This window comes from Planktothrix sp. FACHB-1365 (assembly GCF_014697575.1).
Lineage (GTDB): Bacteria > Cyanobacteriota > Cyanobacteriia > Cyanobacteriales > Microcoleaceae > Planktothrix.
On record NZ_JACJSC010000015.1, the window covers coordinates 91,982 to 116,707 of the forward strand.

General features: G+C 40.8%; 25 protein-coding genes and 1 tRNA gene. 10 read left to right on the forward strand and 16 right to left on the reverse strand.

The genetic code is table 11. The features are described 5' to 3' along the window. Positions 1-66: 66 nt before the first annotated feature. Positions 67-759 carry a class I SAM-dependent methyltransferase gene (locus H6G57_RS16910; protein ID WP_190520567.1) on the reverse strand — a complete coding sequence of 231 codons (693 nt, stop codon included), beginning with the start codon at positions 757-759 and terminating at the stop codon, positions 67-69. Positions 760-1,199: 440 nt separating this feature from the next. Between H6G57_RS16910 and H6G57_RS16915 the strand changes: the two genes are divergently transcribed. From H6G57_RS16915 to trxB, 3 genes are all read left to right on the forward strand, one after another. Further along, positions 1,200-1,466, forward strand: coding sequence for a hypothetical protein (locus tag H6G57_RS16915; protein WP_375539533.1), 267 nt, complete (start codon positions 1,200-1,202; stop codon positions 1,464-1,466). Beyond that, the gene (locus tag H6G57_RS16920; protein WP_190520569.1) at positions 1,456-1,815 is read left to right on the forward strand and encodes a type II toxin-antitoxin system RelE/ParE family toxin; all 360 of its coding nucleotides are present in this window, start codon (positions 1,456-1,458) and stop codon (positions 1,813-1,815) included. Before H6G57_RS16915 ends, H6G57_RS16920 begins: the two co-directional genes overlap by 11 nt. A gap of 92 nt (positions 1,816-1,907) precedes the next feature. Continuing rightward, on the forward strand, positions 1,908-3,275 hold the full coding sequence (gene trxB, locus H6G57_RS16925) for a thioredoxin-disulfide reductase (protein WP_190520572.1): 1,368 nt from the start codon (positions 1,908-1,910) through the stop codon (positions 3,273-3,275). 175 nt (positions 3,276-3,450) lie between these two features. Here the strand turns inward: trxB and H6G57_RS16930 are convergent, their stop codons facing one another. The 3 genes from H6G57_RS16930 to upp form a co-directional block, all read right to left on the reverse strand. Beyond that, a complete protein-coding gene (locus H6G57_RS16930) occupies positions 3,451-3,741 on the reverse strand; it encodes a YggT family protein (RefSeq protein WP_190520574.1) in 291 nt (96 codons plus the stop codon). A 111-nt stretch (positions 3,742-3,852) separates the two neighbouring features. Then, positions 3,853-4,149, reverse strand: coding sequence for a hypothetical protein (locus H6G57_RS16935; protein WP_190520576.1), 297 nt, complete (start codon positions 4,147-4,149; stop codon positions 3,853-3,855). 139 nt (positions 4,150-4,288) lie between these two features. Beyond that, positions 4,289-4,960, reverse strand: a complete 672-nt coding sequence (upp, locus tag H6G57_RS16940) for a uracil phosphoribosyltransferase (RefSeq protein WP_190520578.1) — start codon at positions 4,958-4,960, stop codon at positions 4,289-4,291. Positions 4,961-5,072: 112 nt separating this feature from the next. Here upp and cobQ point away from each other — a divergent pair, with 112 nt between their 5' ends. Together cobQ and H6G57_RS16950 are read left to right on the forward strand one after the other, a co-directional pair. Then, positions 5,073-6,536, forward strand: a complete 1,464-nt coding sequence (cobQ, locus tag H6G57_RS16945; RefSeq protein WP_190520580.1) for a cobyric acid synthase CobQ — start codon at positions 5,073-5,075, stop codon at positions 6,534-6,536. Positions 6,537-6,560: 24 nt separating this feature from the next. Continuing rightward, entirely contained in the window at positions 6,561-6,794 is a 234-nt protein-coding gene (locus H6G57_RS16950) for a 2Fe-2S iron-sulfur cluster-binding protein (protein WP_072719380.1), read from the forward strand. Positions 6,795-6,992: 198 nt separating this feature from the next. Here the strand turns inward: H6G57_RS16950 and H6G57_RS16955 are convergent. From H6G57_RS16955 to murA, 3 genes are all read right to left on the reverse strand, one after another. Next, positions 6,993-7,074: transfer RNA gene (locus H6G57_RS16955), tRNA-Leu, on the reverse strand. Continuing rightward, positions 7,053-7,928 (reverse strand): M48 family metallopeptidase, encoded by an 876-nt coding sequence (locus H6G57_RS16960; RefSeq protein ID WP_190520582.1) that lies wholly within the window; start codon positions 7,926-7,928, stop codon positions 7,053-7,055. The genes H6G57_RS16955 and H6G57_RS16960 overlap by 22 nt, the downstream gene beginning before the upstream one ends. Positions 7,929-8,091: 163 nt before the next feature. Next, the gene (murA, locus tag H6G57_RS16965; protein WP_190520583.1) at positions 8,092-9,465 is read right to left on the reverse strand and encodes a UDP-N-acetylglucosamine 1-carboxyvinyltransferase; all 1,374 of its coding nucleotides are present in this window, start codon (positions 9,463-9,465) and stop codon (positions 8,092-8,094) included. Positions 9,466-9,780: 315 nt separating this feature from the next. On the opposite strand from murA, the gene ald reads away from it, so the two are divergent. Continuing rightward, a complete protein-coding gene (gene ald, locus H6G57_RS16970; protein WP_190520585.1) occupies positions 9,781-10,866 on the forward strand; it encodes an alanine dehydrogenase in 1,086 nt (361 codons plus the stop codon). 95 nt (positions 10,867-10,961) lie between these two features. On the opposite strand, the gene H6G57_RS16975 is transcribed toward ald, so the two are convergent. The 6 genes from H6G57_RS16975 to H6G57_RS17000 form a co-directional block, all read right to left on the reverse strand. Next, positions 10,962-11,879 (reverse strand): DUF4922 domain-containing protein, encoded by a 918-nt coding sequence (locus tag H6G57_RS16975; protein WP_190520587.1) that lies wholly within the window; start codon positions 11,877-11,879, stop codon positions 10,962-10,964. Between the two features lie 202 nt (positions 11,880-12,081). Then, the gene (locus H6G57_RS16980) at positions 12,082-12,819 is read right to left on the reverse strand and encodes a hypothetical protein (RefSeq protein WP_190520589.1); all 738 of its coding nucleotides are present in this window, start codon (positions 12,817-12,819) and stop codon (positions 12,082-12,084) included. Continuing rightward, entirely contained in the window at positions 12,812-15,286 is a 2,475-nt protein-coding gene (locus H6G57_RS16985; protein WP_190520591.1) for a CHASE2 domain-containing protein, read from the reverse strand. Before H6G57_RS16985 ends, H6G57_RS16980 begins: the two co-directional genes overlap by 8 nt. Positions 15,287-15,302: 16 nt before the next feature. Then, positions 15,303-16,673 carry a DUF1822 family protein gene (locus tag H6G57_RS16990; protein WP_190520593.1) on the reverse strand — a complete coding sequence of 457 codons (1,371 nt, stop codon included), beginning with the start codon at positions 16,671-16,673 and terminating at the stop codon, positions 15,303-15,305. A gap of 2 nt (positions 16,674-16,675) precedes the next feature. Further along, positions 16,676-18,163: a hypothetical protein gene (locus tag H6G57_RS16995; RefSeq protein ID WP_190520595.1), complete on the reverse strand. Its 1,488-nt coding sequence runs from the start codon at positions 18,161-18,163 to the stop codon at positions 16,676-16,678. Positions 18,164-18,324: 161 nt separating this feature from the next. Continuing rightward, positions 18,325-18,960: a DJ-1/PfpI family protein gene (locus tag H6G57_RS17000; protein ID WP_190520597.1), complete on the reverse strand. Its 636-nt coding sequence runs from the start codon at positions 18,958-18,960 to the stop codon at positions 18,325-18,327. Positions 18,961-19,002: 42 nt separating this feature from the next. On the opposite strand from H6G57_RS17000, the gene H6G57_RS17005 reads away from it, so the two are divergent. Beyond that, entirely contained in the window at positions 19,003-19,377 is a 375-nt protein-coding gene (locus tag H6G57_RS17005) for a hypothetical protein (RefSeq protein ID WP_190520599.1), read from the forward strand. Positions 19,378-19,535: 158 nt separating this feature from the next. On the opposite strand, the gene psaX is transcribed toward H6G57_RS17005, so the two are convergent. Both psaX and lipA read right to left on the reverse strand, forming a co-directional pair. Next, positions 19,536-19,652, reverse strand: a complete 117-nt coding sequence (psaX, locus tag H6G57_RS17010) for a photosystem I protein PsaX (RefSeq protein ID WP_072719390.1) — start codon at positions 19,650-19,652, stop codon at positions 19,536-19,538. A gap of 329 nt (positions 19,653-19,981) precedes the next feature. Next, positions 19,982-20,911 carry a lipoyl synthase gene (gene lipA, locus H6G57_RS17015; RefSeq protein WP_190520601.1) on the reverse strand — a complete coding sequence of 310 codons (930 nt, stop codon included), beginning with the start codon at positions 20,909-20,911 and terminating at the stop codon, positions 19,982-19,984. A gap of 632 nt (positions 20,912-21,543) precedes the next feature. Here lipA and H6G57_RS17020 point away from each other — a divergent pair. The 3 genes from H6G57_RS17020 (at position 21,544) to H6G57_RS17030 (ending at position 24,041) form a co-directional block, all read left to right on the forward strand. Further along, the gene (locus H6G57_RS17020; protein ID WP_190520603.1) at positions 21,544-22,122 is read left to right on the forward strand and encodes a response regulator; all 579 of its coding nucleotides are present in this window, start codon (positions 21,544-21,546) and stop codon (positions 22,120-22,122) included. 91 nt (positions 22,123-22,213) lie between these two features. Further along, entirely contained in the window at positions 22,214-23,239 is a 1,026-nt protein-coding gene (gene rfaE1, locus H6G57_RS17025; RefSeq protein ID WP_190520605.1) for a D-glycero-beta-D-manno-heptose-7-phosphate kinase, read from the forward strand. 103 nt (positions 23,240-23,342) lie between these two features. Continuing rightward, positions 23,343-24,041: a CADD family putative folate metabolism protein gene (locus H6G57_RS17030; protein ID WP_190520607.1), complete on the forward strand. Its 699-nt coding sequence runs from the start codon at positions 23,343-23,345 to the stop codon at positions 24,039-24,041. 89 nt (positions 24,042-24,130) lie between these two features. Here H6G57_RS17030 and H6G57_RS17035 read toward each other — a convergent pair whose 3' ends face one another. Continuing rightward, positions 24,131-24,541 carry a hypothetical protein gene (locus H6G57_RS17035; protein WP_190520609.1) on the reverse strand — a complete coding sequence of 137 codons (411 nt, stop codon included), beginning with the start codon at positions 24,539-24,541 and terminating at the stop codon, positions 24,131-24,133. Positions 24,542-24,726: the final 185 nt, after the last annotated feature.

Genomic DNA, 24,726 nt, shown 5'->3' on the forward strand with positions numbered 1-24,726 from the left:
ACCTTTAATTAGCCCGAACTGGATTTCGGAGCATTAATCGTTTAAGTTTCCTGAAGGATAATTTTGCTATTTGGGAGCAGCCGGATAAGAACGTTCTGCTGTCCAATGGCGATCTGAAGATTGATAAATTCTCATCTTCTCTAAACCCGCAGACTCGATGAAATTAATCACTTCATCTAAGGTATAAGCCGCTTGTAAGGAGTCTCGAAATAGTTTTTTCTGATGGTCGTTACAATCTCCGGCATATTGTTCAACTAAGGTATTGAGTTCGGTTTCACTGCTAGGGCGAGTTAAATCTCTTAGAAATATTGCTCCCTGGGGTTTTAACACGCGCTGAAGTTCTTGAAAAAATAGTAGAGGCTCTGACAAATGGTGAACAATACTATTGGAAATGACCATATCAAATTGATCATCGGGATAAGGTAACTGTTTGGCATCGATTTGTTCTAATTTGATTTGTTCCTGTAACCCCGCTTGCTCAATATTTTGATTGCCAATAAATAGCATATTTGCTGATAAATCAATTCCGGTAATTTGCCATTGCGATGCGTTAGCCACGCCGCTGCGCGATCGCTTTTGAGCGATTAAAATTGGAATCCGTGCTGTCCCCGTTCCCGCATCTAAGATTAATCCGGTTTCTGGCCCCAATTCTATTGCTAATTCGGCAAATTCTTGATTAACTTGGGTAAAATCCATCGCATCATACTCGCTGGCTTCTTCCCAAGTATCCATGACTTCTACTTCTGGAATACGTTCCATAAGGGTAATTCAGATTAAGGTAAGTTCAGAAGTATTGTAGAAGTTCCGAACTCAAGAAAAGCAATGCACAAAATTACTATTTTGTCAATCCCTCTGATCATGACCCCATCAGTTCTGCTCAAAACTCGTGCATCGCTATGCTTAAATTCTGTCAGGGTTTTATAAATTTTTACGAGATTATAGGGGTTTGAGGATAAAGTTTTGAGGTTAAGTTATACTTCCCCAGATTATTATTTTCCTATTATAGCCCAAACCCCTATAATTTCGTCAAGTAATTGCAACCCGTTTGCAATAACCTCTTGACAAAAATCGAGGTTTTTTACCTTATTCTTTTAAAATTAAAAACAAACTTCCATAATCTATAGTTTTTTCTTATTAAAACTCGCTCTTGATACCAAACCTGGGGTAATACTTTAAAAAAGCTTATGATAAAAAAATGTTTGAGTAAACTATCAACGGTTATGAGAGCAATTGAAACGACAGCGACTATTAATGAGAGTGGGCAACTGACACTTGATCAATCATTAGGAATTACTAAACCACAGCGTGTTCGGGTTATTGTCTTAATTCCTGAAGACGACGAAGTTGACCCCAATGAAACGCCGACTGAAATTGTTATAGAAGGTATTCGCCAAGGTTTATGGGAAGCATTAACAGGACAGACTATTCCGCTCTCAGAAATGTGGGAAGGTATTGATGTTGAGTGAACCACCACCCATCCAAATCGCGCTTACTTCCCGCTTCAAAAGGGATCTTCGAGAACTTGCTAAACGCTATCGTTCAATTCGTACCGATCTTCAACCGTTAATCGAACAACTTCAAGCAGGTGAAATTCCTGGTGATAGAATTGCAGGTATTAAATATACCGTTTTTAAAGTTCGTCTTAAAAATAGTAATATCCAAAAAGGAAAAAGTGGGGGCTATCGAGTTATTTATTATCTGAAAACAAATCAAGCCATCATTCTCGCTACAATTTATTCCAAATCTGACGACTCAGATATTAGTCATGAAACCCTTGAAGAGGTGACCACTCAATATGAGAAAGAAATTGGTTAATTGAATGGGAATCTGTGGCTCCCTCGCCATCTTAGGACAAAAACTGCTATAATTGATTTAAACGAAGTCGTTATGAGTTTGAAATAAGAAAAATGACAAACCCAACCGTTGAAAATCTTGTAATTATTGGTTCTGGGCCTGCTGGTTATACAGCAGCAATTTATGCTGGACGGGCGAACTTGAAACCCGTTGTCTTTGAAGGCTATCAACTGGGGGGAGTTCCGGGGGGTCAGTTAATGACCACCACAGAAGTTGAGAACTTCCCTGGTTTTCCCGAAGGCATTACCGGGCCGGAATTAATGGATCGGATGAAAGCCCAAGCCCAACGGTGGGGGGCGGAACTGTTTACCGAGGATGTGATTTCCGTTGATTTAAGTCAACGTCCCTTTACTATTAAATCTGAAGACCGGGAAATCAAAACCCATACCATTGTAATTGCAACGGGGGCGACGGCGAAACGGCTACATCTTCCCCAGGAAGAAACCTTTTGGAATGCGGGAATTTCCGCCTGTGCGATTTGTGATGGGGCGAGTCCGATTTTCAAAGGTGTAGAATTAGCGGTGATTGGGGGAGGAGATACCGCCGCCGAGGAAGCCGTTTATTTAACCAAATACGCCACCCATGTTCATCTATTAGTCAGACGAAATGAATTGCGGGCGAGTAAAGCTATGCAGCAACGGGTTCTTCAGCATCCTAAAATTACGGTGCATTGGAATACGGAAGCGGTGGATGTTTATGGCAATGATAAATTAGGCGGGATTAAAATTAAGAATAACCAAACGGGAGAACAACAGGATTTACCCGTCCAGGGGTTATTTTATGCCATTGGTCATACTCCCAATACCCAAATTTTCCAAGGACAATTACAACTGGATGAAGTGGGATATATTGTCACCAAACATGGCACTCCTGAAACCAGCGTTGAGGGGGTTTATGCGGTTGGGGATGTCCAAGATCATGAGTTTCGTCAAGCCATTACAGCCGCCGGAAGTGGTTGTATGGGGGCGATGTTAGCAGAGCGGTGGTTATCGATTAATGGGTTAGCGCAGGAAGTTCAACAAACAGAAACTTCTGAACCAGCAGCAGAAACGACACCTTCAACCCAACCTCAAATTACCACTTCTGAAAATTTCGATATCCAAAATACCCGCCATACTGGGGGTTATGCCTTGCGGAAACTTTACCATGATAGCGATCGCTTAATTGTGGTAAAATATGCCTCACCCACCTGCGGGCCCTGTCATGCGCTTAAACCAATTTTAGATAAAGTGGTTGGTGAATTTGAGGGTAAAATTCATTATGTCGAAATTGACATTGAAGAAGATCCTGAAATTGCTCAAAACGCGGGGGTAGTTGGGACTCCAACCCTACAAATGTTCAAAAATAAGGATTTAATTCAAGACCTCAAAGGTGTGAAACCCAAGAGTTTATATCGAGAATTAATTCAGAATAATTTGTAAGACTCAAAACCGGGTTTCTCAAGTAACAACGTAGTAAGTCCTTCAGGACTTTTCTTTTAACTTAATTTGATAAAAGAAAGCCCTGAAGGGCTTACTACGTTTGGAGTGGGAATTAAAATACCGTTTGCGGAAAAGAAAGAAAGCCCTGAAGGGCTTACTACGTTTGGAGTGGGAATTAAAATGCCATTTGCTGCATACTGCCTAATAAAGCAATAATAATTTGAGAGCCAAATTGGAGAGCAAAAATAGCAATAATGGCTGAAAAATCAATTCCCCCTAAAGGTGGAATAAAAGAACGGAAAAGATTGAGATAGGGGTCAGTTAACTGACTTAAAATTGAGAAGGGGGGATCAAACCAGTTAATAGTTGGAAACCAGCTTAATAAAATCCTAATAAATAGGATTATCATATAAATGTTGAGGAACTGTGCCAGGGTGTTAGCGAGTAAGCCGAAAGGAAGTGCCATAAAATTTATTTGATGTTTAACTCAATTTGACTGAATTTGAGATAAAGTTATGACCCTTAGTGTATCACATTTAAGAAAAGGGGGGAAAATCAAACGGGATACCCCCATCGATTAATCATAAGTTTCCGAGCTACTATTGCCATTGACATTGCCTAACTGTTGACGAACATCATCAATGGCTTGATTGAGTTGAGCAATTTTATCCTCCAAACTCAAACGGGCGGTTTCGATATTTTCTCCCGTCAATTTAGCAGACTTCCCCGACTTTCCCGGTATTTCTGGCAAGGGTTCACCGCTTTCGGAATGGGTGATGCGGGAAGCGAGTACCACTCCTAATACCCCGCCCACAAACCCTCCTAGGGTTGCACCGAGGAAGAAGCCACTACCAAAACCATCTCGATTACCCATAATTTAACCACTTTGTCACAATAGCTTGATTTTATAGTAGGGAACAGACAACAGGGAACACTTCGACAGGCTCAGTGCTTCGCAGGCAACAGTCAGGAAAAAAGGGAGACACACTTACTGTTGCGACAACAACCGCGATCTATTCGGTGGGGAGACGGTCGAATGTGCCAAACGTTCGATCTCCTGCATCTCCCAACCCCGGTACAATAAAGCCCTGTTCATTGACTTCAGGATCAATAATAGCGGTATAGATTTGCAAACTGGGATAAGCTTGACTTAATTTTTGTAACGCCGGGGGGGCGGCGACAATGGAAATAATCCGAATCAAAGCGGGTTCAAGATGCCGCTGGGTGAGTTCTTCCATCACCGCCATGATTGTTCCCCCCGTTGCTAACATTGGTTCACTAATAATCACCCGCGTTTGAGGATCAAATTGGGGAGGTAATTTATTTAAGTAGCAACTGGCTTCTAAGGTTTCTTCGTTGCGTACCATGCCGATATGATAAACCGAAGATAAAGGCACAACGCTTTGAATTCCCTCCATTAACGCTAAACCAGCCCGTAAAATAGGAATTACAATCAGGGGAACTTCAGGATTAACAAAGGTGGCGTTACATTCGGTTAAGGGGGTTTGTACCGTTGTTTCCAGGGTTGGTAACCAGTCTCTGGCGGCTTCGTAGGTCAACCAACGTCCTAACTCCGTCATCGCCGTGCGAAATAAAGCCGGAGGCGTGGCGTGATCACGAGCAACTCCTAACCAATGTTTAATTAAAGGATGGGGGGGGACATAAATACGCAGTTGATTAGCCATAACAAAATCGTTAGAAAGTCTCCACTATCATCCCACACCATTGCCAGAGATGGGTTGACGGTTTTTAACCCTAAGCGATTAGAATATTAGTCTCTATCTTCAGTGATCATTTATGAAAGCAATCATGATTGTGGGAACGACTTCCCATGCAGGAAAATCCATGATGGTCACGGCCATTTGTCGAATTTTACATCGTCGTGGTGTCCGGGTTGCTCCCTTTAAAGGGCAAAATATGGCTCTGAATTCCTATGTTTCTCCGGCCGGATCAGAAATGGGTTATGCTCAAGCGGTGCAAGCCTGGGCGGCGGGAGTGACTCCTTCTGTTTCTATGAATCCTATTTTATTAAAACCCCAAGGAAATATGACCTCTCAGGTAATTTTAAAAGGCAAACCTGTGGGAGTTGTACAAGCGAGTGATTATTATGAACACTATTTTGATCGGGGTTGGCAAACGATTACTGAATGTTTAGACTATTTAACCCAGGAATTTGATATTTTAGTTTGTGAAGGGGCTGGCAGTCCCGCCGAAATTAATCTCAAACATCGAGATTTAACGAATATGCGGGTGGCAAAATATTTGAATGCCAAAACGTTATTAGTGGTTGATATTGATCGCGGGGGGGCCTTTGCTCATGTTGTGGGAACATTGCAACTGTTAGACCCCGATGAACGGGCATTAATTAAAGGCATTATTATTAATAAATTTAGAGGACAGCGATCGCTATTAGAATCGGGGATAAAATGGTTAGAGGAGTATACAGGAATTCCTGTTGTTGCGGTTATTCCTTGGATTGATCATCCCTTCCCCGCAGAAGATTCTTTAAGTTTATTAGATCGTCGTCCGAGTTCCTCCCAAGCGGAATTAACCATTGCCGTTATCCGATTTCCTCGCATTGCTAATTTTACAGATTTTGATCCCCTAGATGCTGAAACCAGCGTTAAAATTAAGTATGTGATGCCTTCTGACACTTTAGGACATCCCGATGCCGTCATTCTTCCAGGGTCTAAAACGACTATTTCTGACCTGCAAGTCTTAAAACAATCGGGAATGGCAAATCAAATTAAAAATTATGTCGAGGCGGGGGGTCAGGTGATGGGAATTTGTGGCGGTTATCAAATGTTAGGAAAAATTGTGTCAGATCCCTATGGTTTAGAAGGACAACAGGGGGATTATGAAGGGTTAGGATTATTACCGCTTAAAACCGTTATGTCCACTCAAAAAACCTCCCGTCAACGGTTGGTTTCATCCCATTATCCCCAAGAAGGTTTACCCGTTGAAGGATTTGAAATTCATCAAGGACGAACTCAATTGTTAGATTCTAACGATATTTCTCCTTTATTCAATGACCCTAATTTAGGATTTGTTAATCAACAAAAATCGATTTGGGGTCATTATTTACATGGGGTTTTTGATAATGGCCCTTGGCGACGAACCTGGTTAAATCATCTGCGAAAACCCAGGGGGTTAAATGCTTTACCCACTGGAATTGCTAATTATCGAGAACAGCGAGAATTGTTATTAGATTTATTAGCAGATACAGTAGATTCCTATTTAGATTTGAGATCGGTTTTATAGCAGTCAACCTCAACAACAGTCAACATGAAAATCCATTTCTTACCCGATAAAGTTACCGTTGAAGCCCAACCGGGTGAACCTTTATTAGCCGTCGCCGAACGCGCTGGAGTTGTAATTCCCACTGGATGTTTAATGGGGTCTTGTCATGCTTGTGAAGTGGAACTAGACGAAGATAATTTTATCTGTGCTTGCATTTCTTCCGTTCCCTCTGGAAAAGCGGAAATCACCATTAATATTTATAGTGATCCTACTTGGTAAATGTTATAGAGCTACTGGAAGAGGGAACAGGGAACAGGGAACAGGGAACAGTAAGAAGTGAAAGGGTTTCAGGTTTCACTCAATACTCCCATGCGTAGCACTATATAGCCAGAAATTTTGATGACAGAACAACCAGATCACTAAAAATCAAGGGCTTACGCCCTGGGATTTTTAGCCCAGCTTTTGAAAGCTGATGAATGGGCGGAGAGAGACTCGAACTCTCACGACCGAAGCCGCCGCATTTTGAGTGCGGTGCGTCTACCAATTCCGCCACCCGCCCTTGGGGTTAGCTTCACTATTATAAACCATAAAGTTTCGTTTTAGCAAGTCCTGATAATTAGGACTACTCGACCAACGATCAATTTCTCTGGCCCGCAAGACCGGAAGGGGATGGGTTAATTGGGCGGTTTGAGCTTGTTGAAGCAGTTCTCCCAATTCTGTGCGACTAATTTGATCATACGTCCGGGCTTGGGCAACAAAGGCATCTAAATTCAGTTGCGAAGCTAAACTGGGAGAACCCCCCGACAGTTTCATTAATACCGACATCACCACTCTCGGATCTTGAGTCGCCAATAGGGCCGCGCGATCGCAAGTAAACTCAGCACAGCGCAACCATTCCATTAACTGAGCTTGTAACCCCTGAGCCAAAATGGCACCCCAAGGAGACAATTGATTCGCCGCTAAGACCACTAAATTCGCTAAGGTTAAATATACCCCATGTTCGCATTTTAAATGCCCTAACTCATGGGCAATTACCGCTTGAATTTCTTCCGAGGTTAATAACTCAATTAACGACGTATGAATAACAATAAACGGTTGTTTTCCCCGCATCGCAAAAGTATAGGCATTAGGAACCGGATGTTGGCGAATATAAAGTTGAGGCGGTTCTAAATCTAAAGTTTTGCAAGCGGCTAATAATAATTGATGAAGATCAGGTAATTGTTGATCACTAACTAAAATACTAGACGCAATATTTTCTAAATAAAAAAACTGTTCCCCGACACCGCCTAAAATTTGCCGGACTAATAAATCTAAACCGGGCAATTGTTTCAAAGCATTGGTCGCTTGTAAATCCAACGGATGACGAAAATGATCGGCTCGGAGTCCTATTAAAGGGGTCGTTGAAAACGTCATAGCTACATACAGATTAAAGTCAAACTATAACAAATTCTAACGTCTGCCTGATCAAAATTGGGTGGGTTGTGAGTTGTAATTAACCCTAAAACGCACCCTAAACAACTCACAACAAACACTCCATTTTTGAGAATAAGTGACTGTCTGCTAACAGATCAGTTGCTTACTCCTTTTCTATTAGCGCATGATCAATACGCTGGAGTTTGGCTCCTAATTGTCGGAGTTTAGCTTCCAATTGTTCATAACCCCGATCTAAATGTTTTAATTCCTGAATGGTGGTTTCTCCCTCCGCCGCTAAAGCCGCTAGGACTAAAGCCGCAGAAGCGCGTAAGTCTGTTGCTGTTACAGGTGCGCCCGATAAGAACGGAACTCCTCGAACTAAGGCAGTCGTTCCCTTAACCCGAATATCTGCACCCATGCGACTGAGTTCAGGAACATGACCAAACCGATTTTCAAACACCGTTTCGCTGATCAAGCTATTGCCTTCACACAGCGTTAACAGAGCCATAAAGGGGGCTTGCATATCCGTAGGAAATCCCGGATAGGGTAGGGTTTCAATGTCCGTTGCTGTTAAATTCTCCACCGGGAGAATGCGTAAATGGTTTGACCCTTCCATCTGAATTTTGACCCCAATGGCTTTGAGTTTAGCCAGTACCGGAGTCAAATGTTCTGGAATAATGGGAGATAAACTAATTTCAGAGCGGGTAATGGCTCCTGCTATTAAAAAAGTTCCGGCTTCTATTCGATCAGGAATAATCGAATAATCGGCCGAATGCAGACTAGGAACCCCAGAAATCACAATGGTTTTAGTTCCAGCCCCCTGAATTTTTGCTCCCATTGCACAACAGAAGTTTGCTAAATCGATTACTTCCGGTTCTTGGGCTGCATTTTCGAGAATGGTTTCTCCCTCGGCGAGGGTTGCTGCCATCATCAGAGTTTCCGTTGCTCCCACACTGGGATAATCCAGATAAATGCGAGCACCTTTGAGTCGGGGGTTAGAGCCCTTAACGTGAGCATGAACAATGCCATGATCAATATGAACTTCAGCCCCTAAAGCTTGCAGTCCCCGAACATGAAGATCTACGGGTCTAGCTCCAATGGCACAACCTCCCGGTAAGGGAACTCTGGCTACTCCTAAACGAGCCAGTATTGGCCCAATAGCAAAGAAACTGGCCCGGAGTTGGCTGACGAGTTCATAGGGAGCTTGTGATTCTGATAGTTGACCCGCTTTAATATCGAGAACATCACCCTGACGGTCGATTTTAACCCCCAGCGCGGTGAGAATTTCACTCATGCGGTTGACATCAACCAAGGAGGGAACGTTACGAAGCCGACAATCTTCAGAACACAGCAATGCACCGGCCATTAAGACTAAAGCGGAATTTTTAGCCCCGCTAATCGAAACATGACCCTGTAGGGGTTGATTCCCCCAAATTTTGAGAATGGACTGGTTAGGATTGGACGCAGTAACGAGATTTGATGAGCGTATAGCGAGTGTAATGGGCTTATCCTCCAAAAATGGGTTGTACGTTAACATTCGTTAATTTTTTGTTCTGATTCTACCGAAAAGATTCCAGATGTCTAGGGGTAAACAGTCATTAATTGGTGATCTATGACCTGGAATCACCATGAGGGAGGGGTTTTATCAAAATATTAATCTTGGAATACCCAATTTAGAAATCGTCAAGGATATTTAAAAATTGGGTTGTAAGTCCCCCCCTGAATTTTATACTTAGATTAGAAACTCCCAGCAAAATTTTCTGTCTCAACTGATTGATCAGTTCCTCAACGATTAAATTAGAATACAACGGTTGAAAAATAGCGCAGTCAGACGAAGGAGAAATAATTGATTATGGAAATTGGGATTCCGAAAGAAATTAAAGATCAGGAATTTCGGGTGGGATTGAGTCCCGGTAGTGTGCGAGTCTGCTGTGAACGAGGTCATCAAGTTTTTGTGGAAACGGGTGCAGGGAATGGTGCTGGATTTACCGATGAGGATTATATACGAGCGGGAGCCATAATCGTTGAATCTCCGGCTGATGCTTGGTGTCGCGAACTGGTGGTGAAAGTTAAAGAACCTTTACCCTCAGAATATGAGTGCATTCAAAAAGGGCAACTGCTGTTTACTTATCTGCATTTAGCCGCAGATCGGCAACTAACGGAACAGTTAATTAACAAGGGTGTCCATGCCATTGCCTATGAAACTGTAGAACTTCCTGATGGTCGCTTGCCTTTACTAACTCCGATGAGTATTATCGCCGGACGGTTATCGATTCAGTTTGGGGCTCGTTTTTTGGAACGACAACAGGGAGGACGAGGGGTTTTATTAGGGGGAATTCCTGGGGTAAAAGCTGCCACTGTTGTGATTTTAGGGGGAGGTGTGGTTGGCACAGAAGCGGCTAGGGTTGCCCTCGGTATGGGGGCTAAAGTGCAAATTTTAGATGTGAATGTGGAGCGATTAGCGTATTTAGAAACGGTGTTTGGATCGAGTGTGGAATTACTCTACAGTCATTTATCCCAAATTGAAGAAAGTGTTCCCCAAGCAGATTTATTAATTGGTGCGGTTTTAATCTTAGGAAAACGCGCCCCTAAATTAGTTTCTCGTGAGTTAGTCGCTCAAATGCGCCCTGGTTCTGTCATTGTGGATGTGGCAGTAGATCAAGGAGGGTGTATTGAAACCTTACGGCCTACGTCCCATAGCCATCCGACTTATATTGAAGAAAAGGTAGTCCATTATGGTGTTCCCAATATGCCCGGTGCTGTGCCTTGGACAGCGACCCAAGCCTTGAATAATAGTACCTTACCTTATGTTCTTCAGTTAGCAAATCGGGGACTCAAAGCATTAGAATTAAACCCGGTTTTAGCCAAAGGTTTAAATGTGGAAAATCACCATTTAGTTCATCCGGCTGTTCGGGACGTTTTTCCTGATTTAGTTTAAAAAAATTACGAATTACGAATTACGAATTGGGAATTGGGAATTGGGAATTGGGAATTGGGAACGAGGAATAGAAAAAGCATCAAGAAAGAGTCGAATTAACGGGAAATTCCGACTTGTTTTAAAACGGTTAGGGGGTGATAGGATTTTAGCCATTGTAGTTGTTGGGAATTTCTGACTAATAATCCTCCCGCAAACCCTAAAGAATTAATCGAAATTCCCTCAAATTCTTCTTGAGATCGAGGAACAATCATCATCCAATTTCGGGTAGCTAATAAATTATAAGCTCCTGATTGAAAAAGATGATCATCAACGGATAAACCCACGGCTGATAATAAAACAAAGTACAATTCTAAGGTGAAAATTGCGGCTTCTGATGGGGTATGAATCCAATTGGGATTAAAAGAGGCGATCGCATGAACAAAAGGAAATTCGGGAATGATACCAATAGAATTTTGAAATTGTACAGAAGTGATCGCAGGTTGAATGGGAAGATTTAAGCCATCGGGAACTAAGGGAAAAGGAACTAATTGTAGATGTTTATGGCGTTGACTTGCTCCCGCTAATTTACCCCCATTATAAAATATTAATCCATCAATTTCTGCTAAACCCATCCACATCGCTGCAAAATCGGCTTGAGTTAGCCAAGTTTCTTGTTCTTCAAATTCGCGGGTTACAATTAATAAATGATGCTCAACAACATTAAATTTATTCAGTAAACATAAATGAGTTTTCGATAAATCAGCAACAAATAAATCTTTTTCATAAGGAAGAAAAGGGTTAAACTCTTTCCCCGATTTCTCTATCTTTTTTTGCTGTTTCTTGGCTTGTTCCTTACGCGCTAAGTTAGCTAAAATTCTAACTAAAAAGCGAATATCCCCCTCTTCAATAAAATCATAATCTGTTGCAATTGATTGAAGAGCACCACAATTGAGAGCATATTCAGTTTGAGTGATAATCCGTTGCCATAATGTACCCAATGGCAAGATTGAGGTTGCTGCTGTCTCTGTTGTCATTTTTATTCCCAGTTGGAATTGAGGTCTTCTTCCTATCTTAAATTAATTCAGGACTATATTATCAATAGGGAACAGGGAACTGGGAACTGGGAACAGAGGGGATAGGAAAAAGTTATTAGCCACCATAGGAATGTCACCCCCTTCTTCCTATAAGTCGGGGGTTGAAGCAAAGATCAAAAAAATCTAAAATTCCAATCCTGAGTTACCCACAAGAACGGGACACTTTAGTTTTTAATAACTCATCTAAACTGGGGTCTTGAATCTGAAGTGAGGAAGATTCCATCAGAGCATCTGACCATAACTGATGTTCTACAAAATATTGAATCCGAGCTAAAATAATTGCTTCTGCGGGGGCTTTTTGTTGATGCAGTTGCGTTTCTAATTCTTCTAAATCCTGCTGAATTTTCTGGTGTTGATGGGTTTCTATAACTTTAAAAGTTAAAGAGTCACGGGGAAAATCACTGACATCAGGATTAGAGATATCATAAAGTGATAATTGATAGGTTTCTCCGGGTTGAAGCGGTTCTCCCGTATAGGAAATACTTTGCTTAGAATCCGAAATATTTTGACTCCAAATTAAAGTTCCACTGTCATCAGAATGCAGTTCTACATATTCAATATTTCCTCGCCAAATAAAAGTGGGTTTTTCACTCCAAATTTCACTATCAACTTGATGATTATTAGGTTGGGTTAGAGGAACAATTGTACAAATTTCATTTCCCCGTGACCCCCCAGGAGAATAGACAGGCGGTTCATGATTAGTCGTTGAAGAATCATGATTAGCAAGCTGATACAATTTTTCCCCAGAATGGGAACTTTTTTTAAATTCTAAAGGATAAAAACTGGGTTCACTCAGCGCAGGAGGAATAACCGAAAATCCTATTATGCTGACCAGGGTTGTGCATCTCCAAAGAGAACGCACAAAGTTGAACTTAGCCATAAAATTTCCTTTCCACAAATGTCAGAAAAATATACATCCAAAACATCAAAGTTGGTAACACCCAAGGAAGCAGAAGTTCCCCTGTAATATAAACCTGTACACTCCCTAATCCATATATTCCTGTTAATCCCAAAAACACCAGGATATACTTTATTTTTTGAGGACGAACTGTTGCTAAGGATAAGGTCGCTCCTTTTCCGAATAAAGCGGCAATTAAAATCAGCAAAAGGTCAGGAATGGGAATCACAAATCGTTGCTGAATAAAGTGATGAGTCATGTAAGCATGAACTTCACCTCCCGGTAAGACTTGGCGATAATTGCGTGGTGTTTCCTGAGAATACCAATAATTTAATGCCATAGGTAAAGGAAAATTATCCTGACCTTCTGTTGCAATTCCGGCTTCACCATATCCCCCTGGTGCAATTAGAACGACAAAGGGAGTAGAAAGTTTCAAGGTAGACTCTGGAGACTCAAATAATTGCCAAGCGGGAAGACTTTGATACACTTGTTTTGGGGGAATTGAAAAATCAATCAGGGGATGAAACCACCATTGCTTTAATAAATATGCCCAATTTGTGATCGGTTGTAAACGTGCTTTTGATGAAAATAACCTTTGATAATCTGTTCCGGTACTATCAATTAAATAGGCTTTTAAATGGGATAGCCAATCAACGGATGAGTTAAGTTGAGGGGAAGGAGGTTCAAGTTCTTGAACGTTTAATTGATACGCTAAAGCTAATAAATAAGCGAAGGGTAAAGGTTGTTGTCGAGAGTCAGGAAGGGGCAGTAAGGTGGTATAGAGGGGAGGATAACCTAATATTCTTAAATCCCCTTGTAAGCTCCAATTAGGACTCGCTAATTCGGGTAAGGTTTCAAACCATCCTCCGGTGGGATTTTTACTCGTTCCAAATATTAACCAAGTTTGATGATTTTGAACTGCATTTTGTAAAGTTTGGGATAAAATGGGATCGTTTTGAGGTTGATGACGATCTAATAAATAATCAATGCCAATTACTTGCAGATTAAGTTGAATTAACTGATTAATAATCTCAGCTAAATAACTTCGATCCATCGGTCTTGGATTAGAAATTTTAGCTTTTAGAATAGATTTTTCATCAATTAAAATTAATAGAACGGGGGGAGAGGATTGAGTTGGAATTTGATGAGTTAAATTTCGATAAATTGCTTGAATCAAAATTCGTCGTTCTAATAAAAAGGTTTGAATAGGGGTTTGCCAAGCGATAACGCATAAGGTTGTTAGGGCAAGAAGTTCCTTTTTTGTGGGCAACCATCGTTTTAATCGTTGTTTCCAACTGAAGGCTTGTAATTTAAACGGAGGAGCGTGGGGATGGCGAAATAAGGACGGAATTAAATAGGCACTGGGATACGTTAAATGTTTTTCTAATTTGAGGAATTGACAAGCGGATAATAAGGCATCATGAACATCATGATATTCCGTTAAACTGCGAATAAATCGTAATAAAAATTCTTGAGCCACTTGATTATGGATGGGTTCTCGCATAATCGCCACTTGATTTAATCCTAAATCAATCAAGGTATTCGCTAAACTTAAGCCATTACAAGAATTAAATAAGGCAAATTGTAAGCCTCGTTGTTTGGCAACAGTTAAGGGTTGAATCAGTTCGGATAAGGACAACGAAACTGAGGGCGCAATTCCTAATTCTCCTCCGGTTAATTCCGTCTCATTACTATGACCAGCAAATAGTAAAATATCCCAACCTTTTTGATCTTGAATAGCTTTAACAACTGCGAGTTTAACCTCCATTACAGTTTGTTGAGGTTGCCAACCGACAAACTGAATTTCTGCAATTGGAGCGAGCGCTCGCACCGCTTCTTTATCAGCTTGAAAATTTAATCCAGTTTCATCTCCTAAAATTACTAATACTCTAACTTTATTGCGGGTTGGTCGGTGTTCGGGAGTCGTTGTAACCTGACGAATATTAATCGGTTGACGAACAATTCTAATTTTTCCAGTCGCCGCAAATTCTGTACCAATTTCCCACGCTTCCCAAGGAAGTCGAGCCACATCTATCGGGTCAGTGGTGAGAAACACATCAATATCTAATCCAACGCCGGGATGACGGGGTAAAGTTTCTAAATTCTGCTTTGATGTCGCTTTAGCCAAAGTTGCTCGAATTTCATATAATTCTTCATGTCTTAACCAGCGATGAAATTCATATAATAATTTTGCTTCTGCTTGAACTAATTTAGCGTGCCAATCTGTTTGACTTTGGGTAAGTTTTCCGGTGGCTTCCACTCGACCCCGCAGTGCTTTCTGATAAAAACTGAGATAAATATATTGCCATTCTTGATACAGTTGAGTTAATCGTTCAGGATAGGGAAGGGTGACTCCCAAATTTTGCCCTTTTCCCCAAGATAATTGAAATAAGCAAACCTGCTCAACTCGTTGAACTTTGAGATAAAAAGGGGAAACAATGGCATTCATATTTAGGTTTTTAATCTTAATTGAAACTAAATTCAAAAGGCGGTAATGTTTCTGTTATATCTTCTCTTAAACTCACTGTCACCACAAATTTTTCTTGACAGGTTCCGACCACACGAGTAAATAAATAAGAACACTGATCTTCACGATTTGAATCTTGTTCAACTAAAATTCCGGTGGCGTCACTGACTCGTAATTTCACACCTACTGGTAAATCCGTTCCTGTGGGTAAACCTAATATTAATAATAGCGTCCATTCGGGTTCAATTTCCCATTCTAACGGCCAAGTTAAGGCATATAACCGCAGAGAACGTCCTCCTAAACCTAAATCCCGATAAGCACCTTTGGCTTGGGGAGAAATTTCGACGCCATTTTCTTGGAGTTGTTTCACTAAACTAGAAATTTCAGTTCCGTCACGCAAGGCGGTTTCTGGAGAAAAATCGGGAATAAAAACCCAGGATAAAGCTGTTGATAGGGTGTCTAATTCCTGGTTAAACCATCCCGCTAAATTTAGCGTCGGTTGTGTTAATAAATTGAATAAATCTGTTAAATAAACAATAGGATTTTGATGGGATGGAGAAATCGGTTGTGCCGATAAAATGGCTTGATTTTGTACTTCATAAATCCATCGCAGTAATTCAGGATAACTGAAAAGAATTTTTCCCTGTTCCCAAGTTAAAATTTGCCACAATTCAGGAACAATACCGGGTTCTGAGGATTGCAGTTGGGAAAGTTTGCTGATTAATTCTTCTCGAATTTGAGATAATAGTATTGCAGGATTTGGAATTTCTGGTAAAGGAATGGCAGAAACTTCTAAACAGCGTACAAATAATAAAAATTGATCGGGTTCTGTGTTAAACCAAGATAAGGGAACAGAATATGTCCAATCTGCTTTGGGTTCTAAATCAATCTGTGTTTTATGGGCTTGAAAATCTGAATAGGAAATAAACCCATAAATTGAGGTTGTTTCTAATTCTTCCTGAACCTCAATTAAAATATAATAATGAGCCCTATATTCTGGTAATTGAAATATAGCCCTGGGTAAACTAATAGTATCTGTTATGGAATTTCCCAAGGCGACTAAGCAGATTTTAAATTGATTGACGGCTAAGTTACAAACGGCTTCAATAAAATAAGCTAATTCAGGTTTTTCTACAGAAGGATGCTCTAAATTGAATATAAGTTCTGATGAACGCTGTTCTAACCAATTCTGAAACCCAAATAAGGCTAGAGAATTGAGATAGGTTTGCCATTGTTTTCGATCATCGAGAATAGAACGACAATAATCTAAGGATTGATTAATTTGTTCAGAAGATAAGGGTAAGGCTTCAGGATTAAGCGGTTCAAACTCAAACAAAACTTCTGATTCATCTAAGAAAGAAGTAAACATTATTAATAGCTCCGTCGGGAATTTTTAGATAATAAAGAAATCATGGACTGTATCAAGTTGGGACTTTTTTCTCTTAAATCTAAATAGTAGCAAACGCCTTTAAAAAAGGGACTATTTAGGGGACGATTTTGAGCAATATAGGAATCAGATTCTGCTTGTTTAAACAAGGTTTCCAATTCTCCATCTAAGGCTAATTCAATTTGTTTTTCCCACTGTTCTAGCTCTTGGGAAGGATGCTCAGGTTTGGTATACTCTAAAATGCGATCGCGTAACTGAAATAATAAGTGATGTCTGACATCAGCACGAAAGGCTTTAAGCTTTAATAAACGAGTTACTTGATACTGAGCTTTTAACCCTAATGTAGCTGCAATTTCGCTCATAGATTGACCCTGACAATGAAACAGATAAAGGGCGGTTAAAAATTGTTCCGCTTTTGCTCCGTCTCGCTTTTGGCAAGTTGTTAACCCGGTTTCTAAAACTTGAGCAATACTGCTATGTAAACACATCAAAAACTGTTTTTCATACCAGTTTAAAAACTCCTGTTTTTTGATATCTTCCTCATCATTTTCTATCGGTTCAGGGCTAGGAATTTGTTCAATAATAGAATCAGAATCATCAACAAAAATTAAGGATTGGTTGGGTAACTTTCCTCCGCGAATATAGGTACGATATTGGCGTAATAGAGTCGCTAAATTTTGTAATTTCCAGGCGACGGCTTTAGGAGAAATCCTCTGTTGAATTAAGGTTTCTAACCGTTGAGCAATTTGTTGATATTGTTGAGCCGTTGGCGGTTGACAGCGTTTTCTAGCTCCGGCTTGACGTTGTTGTAAACGTTGGCTACGGTAAACGCTATGGTAGCAAGCTAAAAGCTGTAATCGTTGTTCAACTTCCAGGGACGTTAATTGATAAAACTGGGTTAAAATTTTTTCCAGTTGTTGAGGATGGGTATCATTTAAAATTGCCCAATCACTCACGAGATACACCCCATGCTCTAGTAAAAACTTATTGATTTCACTATTAAATTTAACTCGTCGATTTGTCCAAGTTGCCAAACTACTTTGCTGAGGATCAAAGGTTTGTAAAATTTCCCGTGCAAAGGATTGATAAGGGGTTTTTGTTTGTCCTAAATGGCGCTGACGATTAATTCCTTCTTCATCCAAAACAAAGGGGAATAAGTCTTGACCCCTAAAACCATGATAGGTTCCAAATTGTTGAGCTAACTGAAGACAAACCTGTTCAATTTCCCAAGAAATAAAGCATAAAAGACAACATTCTGCATTTTGGCTATTGATATTATTCCCTTGAGAATTAGCATCACGAAGCCATTGTACTAATTGCTTCTGAATGGGTACATCGGGAACATCCGCCTCCCCAAGGAATTCTGGAAAAGCCATCTCAAAAAAGGCTTTGGCTGCTGCTATTTCCGACCGTTTTTGTCGGCCAGAACTTTCGAGTTTAACCAGTGTCCAATACTTTGATGCTTTACTCATGGATTAGGAACAGAGGAAGTCGGTGTCTTGTTGAATTCGGCTTATGAATCCCAAGCCACCAACAACTCCAACAAGTGATTTAGGACAGAGGGGTAAGGTGATCTCACCCCTCAAGTTTACTTATCTCTGAAGTGATTCAACTTATGCAAGCTCAAACAGAATTAGAGTCCCAAAGAATTTGATATTTTAGGAGTTGGGGTGATTTTAGCTTTGGGTTTCCAATCATATTCCATATATTGAGCGGTTTTTAACGCTTTGTCATCTCCTAAAAGTTTAGCAATCACATAAAGAGACACATCAATTCCCGCCGAAATTCCAGCCGCTGTGATAATTTTGCCATTATCAACATATCGTTGATTATCTACAATAGTAGTCTGGGGAGCAAGCACTTTTAATTGCTCTAAGGCTTGATGATGAGTAGTCGCAACTAACCCATCTAATAAACCAACTTTAGCTAATAATAAAGCCCCCGTACAGACCGATACAATTAAATCAGCGTGATGTCCTTTAGATTGAATCCAAGCTAAAATTTGAAGTTGATTCATTGCAGCCTTTGTGCCAATTCCACCCGGTATAAAAATTACATCAGGGACGGGACTATCTAATAAGGTAAAATCAGGATTAATACTTAAGCCATTATGGGATTGAAGGGAGTTTAAGGTTTCTGCTACTAGATAAACATTAAAGGGTTTATCCTCGTTAATTTCTGAGGTAATAGAAAATATCTCATAGGGGGCAGCAAAATCCAGAATTTCAACGTCGTTAAACATTAAAATAGCAATATTTTTTTGAGTCATTAGTTCAGTAATCCTAAACAAAAAGGGATAAGGCGTTAAAATATGGTGAAAAAGCGTTTTGGGTTCCAGAATCTGATTCTGATTATTACGATCATTTTAGGCGTTATGCTGGGTTGGAATAGTTTGACCTTAGCACAAGGTTCAGCCACTCAGCTTGAATATCGCATGAGTCGATTAGAAGCACAAGTGTCTCAACTCGCAGGACAGATTAATAGTTTGCGATATCAAAGCTCAGGAACAACGGTCATTCAGGTTGAACCAGATGCAACCAGTCCTCCACCTCAACCAGAAAATCGTTTCCTTTCGGGTGATCCGATGTTTGATCGGTTAGCCACCTTAGTTATAGAAACAAAACAAGATGTGCAACAACTTCAACAACAAATCGCGGATTTAAAAGCACGAATAGACACCCAATAATTAACGGTTAAACGGTTGAGGAGATGTGACTGTAGCGGAATGTCAAATATCCTGAAATCATAGTGCTGCTCGATGATCTGAGAAGTTGAAATTTATTCTCCTCATCTTAGAAGATTGATCAAGAGCAGCACAATCTTTAAAAGTGGATGATGTTAAAACTATACAATGATGCCGAAATAGTAAGCGGCAACTAAAAAGTTAATCCCTAACAGAAGCAGTGCCCAAAACACACGAAAGGTATAAGGGCCACCGGATTTTTGAGTTTTGCTGGTCATAGGTTTGGTTCCTAAAATACGTTGATTTTATTAAAACACAGAAGCAGACGGTTTCAACGAATCAAAGATCGGGAGTTGAAAAGCAGGAATTAATACTCAATCTTCAGTCCCGATTGTGATCTATTAACTAACTTATTGCGTTTTGCGTGATCCCCGCTTCTATTAAAAGTTATAACAGCAGTCTGGAGACACAGGTAAGCCCTTAATCATTTCCCCTCCCTCATCCCCCTTCCCCCTCTTCTCCCTTTCCCCCCGTCTCCCCGTCCCCTTGTCCCCCCATCTCCCCGTCCCCCCATCTCCCCTTCTCCCCTTCCTCTACTCCCCTTCCTCTACTCCCCTGCATGATAAGAACTACGAACTAATGGCCCAGAACGAACTTGAGCAAAACCCATATCCGTTGCGATCGCTCCTAAATGCTCAAATTCTTCCGGTGTCCAATATTTCTGGACGGGGAGATGCTCTAAAGACGGACGCATATATTGACCGAGGGTAATGCGATCGCATCCCGCCTCACGCAAATCTGTTAAAGTTTCAATAATTTCTGCTTCCGTTTCCCCGTGCCCTAACATTAAACCGGATTTTGTAGGAATTCGAGGATCAAGCTGTTTCACAATTCTTAATACATCGAGCGATCGCTCATATTTTGCGCCCCGTCTGACGGATGCTTGTAACCGTTGGACAGTTTCGACATTATGGTTATAACAGGCAGGTTGAGCCTTAACTACGGTGGCAATGCGTTGATATTGAAGGGCTTGGGGATTCCCCCCACCTTGCCCGCCCCAAAAGTCAGCCGTGAGAACTTCAATCTGAGTTTCTGGGTTGAGATGTCGAATGGCATCCATTGTCGCAACAAACCAGCCTGACCCCGCATCGGCTAAATCATCTCGCGCCACAGAGGTTAAAACCACATACCGTAACCCTAAAATTTGTACCGCTTCCGCTACCTTTTGGGGTTCTTCTGGATCAAGGGGCATGGGTGCATGACCCTTATCCACCTGACAAAAAGCGCAGGAACGGGTACAAGTTGGCCCCATTAACAAAAACGTTGCGGTTTTCTGAGCATAACATTCTCCTCGATTTGGACAACGACCTTCTTCACAAATGGTGTGAATTTGACGCTGTTTGATAATTCGTTGTACCGACGATAATTCACTGGCTTTTCCCAAGGGACGGCGTAACCAGTAGGGGATCGGTTCAACAAAATTTTGAGACCGATTACGATAAGATTGGTCAGGGGAGGAATGGGAAGATGGGGGCATACTTAATCACCGATGAGGATAAAACATTTAACTCAAAAGTTTCCCGGCAAGAGTTAGGCTTTAGACCGAATCTGTTCAAACAGCCGAGGTTAAACCAGACCAAAACCCGGTTATTTTACCTAAAAAGGGGCTTGAAAGCCTGGTGCTTCTAGGACGGCTTTTTGAGGATTTATGATAAAATTGGAAAGTCTCAACAACAGCACCCTACCTCAATGTTTGGAGTTAGACCCTATGCTAACAGTATAAAAAAGAAGCGTACATTAAAGACGCTGAGGGGGGTTGAAAAAATTGGGTGGCGATTTCCAAGGGACAAAAGCCAAAAAACTAAAGAAGTAGCTAAACCCGAAAAGTTAAAGCTTTTCCAATTAAGGCAACTAAAAACGTACCTTGGGTGCAAGGTAACGCCCTTGTTAAATATCCGAGTAAGTCTCTGGAGATATAGCCTTGGGAATATCAACTAAGTTAGGCTTGTTCTGATGTTCTTTGGAACAATAAAACAGTTTAAGTCGGACTCGTGAGAGCCTAGTTGATTGTAAGGTTTGTCTGGGAAAGAGAAACCCTGAACAGCAATATTTTAGAAGCTCCGTCTTGAAGTGCGGAGAAAACCTTAAGCATCATTATGGGAGTCAGTCGTGGCAGGCCGGAAAATACTGGTAATTGACGATAGCAAAGTCATTCGGGTGCGAGTTCGAGAAATGTTACCCCCTGGTAACTTTGAGGTATTAGAAGCTAAAGATGGTAAAGAAGGTCTCGAATTTGTTCAGAGAGAACATCCTAATTTGATTATGTTGGATTTCCTCCTGCCTAAGTTAAGTGGCTGGGATGTTTTTAGGCAGATTCAAGCTGATGAAACCTTACGGCGAATTCCCCTTGTGCTGATGTCAGGGCGGAAGGAAGAAGTAACTGAAAAAATTTCAGAACCGTTTCAATATTTTGAATTTATTGAAAAGCCGTTTGAAAAGAAACAACTGCTTGATGCTATTAAATCCGCGTTTCAGAAAGCGAATTTACCCCGTCAACCGTTACCTAAGTCTGGGTCTGAGACTTCTCCCGTTCCTGACTCTGTTCCTACACCTGCTTCTGCTGCCAGTGGAGACGCAGCAGACATGGCAGCGATGAAGGCGGAAATGGCGAAGATGCAGGCCGAAATAGAGGCTCTGAAAAAACAAGTGTTACAAATCAAAACCTTTATTCAGAAGAAACTGAAATAGGCTGTTGACTGTTGACTGTTGACTGTTGGCTTGTTAATAGACAATAGACAACGGACAACGGACAACGGATAACAGATAACGGATAACGAACATGATATTGGATGCTTCATTTTTAGCAGAGTTAAATGCCTCGATGGATTCGTTATGTGAACGAATGAATCGATTTTCTCAGGTGAAGGTTCTGGTGGTGGGAGATTTAACCTTAGATGAATTTCTCACAGGTCAGGTAGAACGGTTATCACGGGAAGCTCCGGTGTTAATTTTGCGTCATGAAAATACCCGCCAAATTCCAGGGGGAGGAGCAAATGCGGTTTACAATTTGGCAAAATTAGGAGCATCGGTAAAGGTTGCCGGATTTGTGGGAAAAGATGATCAAGGCATCGCTCTGTGTGGAATTTTTGAACAGGCAGGAATTGATATTAAGGGAATTTTAATTGATCCTGACCGTCCAACGGTGACGAAAACGAGAATTTCAGGTCATGCTCGTCAATCCGTGACGCAACAAATTGTTAGGGTAGATCGTAAATCCGATGAGTTACCTGATATAGAATTACAGTTAAAATTAGCAGAATATATTCGAGAAAATATTGATAGCGTTGATGCGGTGGTTTGTTCAGATTATGGGGATGGTGTTTTAACTCAAACGGTCATTGAAGCGGCGTTAAAATCTCCTCTTACTATTGTAGATACTCAAAAAGATTTACATCGCTTTGCGGGTGCAACCTTATTTACTCCCAATCTTCCTGAAGCGGAAAAAGCCGTCGGATATTCTATTCAAAATTCCCAAACGTTACAACAAGCTGGACAAGATTTATTAACCTTAACTCAAGCCCAGGCGATGTTAATTACGCGGGGGGAAGAAGGCATGAGTTTATTTGAAAAAGGGCAACTTTTGCAGATTCCAGCCTTTAATCGCACTGATGTATTTGATGTGACGGGTGCAGGGGATACGGTTGTTGCGGCATTAACGTTAGGGTTATGTACAGGTTCATCCTTGTGGGAAGCTTCGGTTTTAGGGAATTTAGCCGCTAGTTTAGTGGTGCGTCAATTTGGTACGGCAACAACAACTATTGAGGAAATGAAAGAAGCTTTGCGATCGCTTTTAAATTTAGAATAACATCTAATTATTAATACCTAATCCGCTTCTTTTTGGGGATTAGGCTTGACAAATATTTATTTTAAGATAAAATCCTGATGAACCTCTATTTTTATGAACGCGAATGTTAACCCAGGATAAGCCTTTAACAGAAACAGCATTTCTGGCTAAACTCAACGAAATTATTGAAACCCATCACTTACTCAAGCATCCCTTTTATCAAATGTGGAATGAAGGGAAATTGACATTAATGATGTTACAAGAGTATGCCCAGGAATATTATCTGCACGTTCATAACTTCCCCACCTATGTCAGTGCAACTCATGCAGCTTGTGATGATATCAACATTCGCAAAATGTTGTTAGAAAATTTAATTGAAGAAGAACGGGGTTCGGCTCATCACCCGGAATTGTGGTTACGGTTTGCAGAAGGATTAGGAGTAGAACGCAGCGAAGTTCTCAACCGCAAACCTTTAAGTAAAACCCAAGAATCTGTTCAAATTCTTAAAGAATTATCTCGCAGTGAAGCACCCGAAAAAGGGTTAGCTGCTTTGTATGCTTATGAATCTCAATTCCCTCAAGTTTCGACAACTAAAATTGCCGGACTAGAAGAATTTTATGGGATTAATGAAGAATCGGCTTTATCCTTCTTTAAAGTTCATGAAAAAGCAGATGAAATCCATAGCCAAATGACTCGCAAAGCCTTGTTACAACTGTGTCAAACCGCAGAACAACAACAAGCAGCATTAGAGGCGGCGCAAACTGCTGTTGATGCGTTTAACTTGCTCTTAGATGGAGTTTATGAAGAATATTGCCAAAACTAGAATTTAGGCGAAATCCCGGTTAATTTTTCTTAAAAATTCAGTAGAGGCGTTCACAATAACGTCTCTACTGTGATCCAATTCAAGAGAACTTAAATCGCCTCAACAATTCCATTGGTACCAATACTAATACTTTTATGGCCAGCACCACCGGAGGCAATATTGACGGTGAGTTCATTTTTTTCGGCATCATAACTGCCTTTAAAGCCCAGAGGAGTGCCATCCTGGGTATAAATTAGAATGTTGACCGCCCCCGATTTTACCTGGGAAAATGCCATAGTAGTTGATTGTCCACTTGCTAAAATTTTAGATGAATTTTGGCTTAAACCATACTGAATTGGTTTTCCGGCTTCATTAATGAGTCGAACCGTCAACCTTTGATCGGTTTTAACTCGAAATCCTGTATAAACTTGGGCAAAACTGGGACTAGGGGAAAGTATTGTTGGAGTAGCGAAACCTAATGTCGCAACTAAAGCAACCGTTGTTAGAATTTTGAGTTTCATAGGTTTTATGGAATTAAAGTAGAATCAGTGTGTCAATCATTCTAATCTATATTTTTGACGTACACACTTTAATTTTTTACCTGAGAAACAAATAACTTTTGTGGCTGATCTCAAATCAAAATTTTAGATTTTCTCAACATTTCATGATTGACTTTTTTACTGTTAATTTTATAAGATTTTAGATT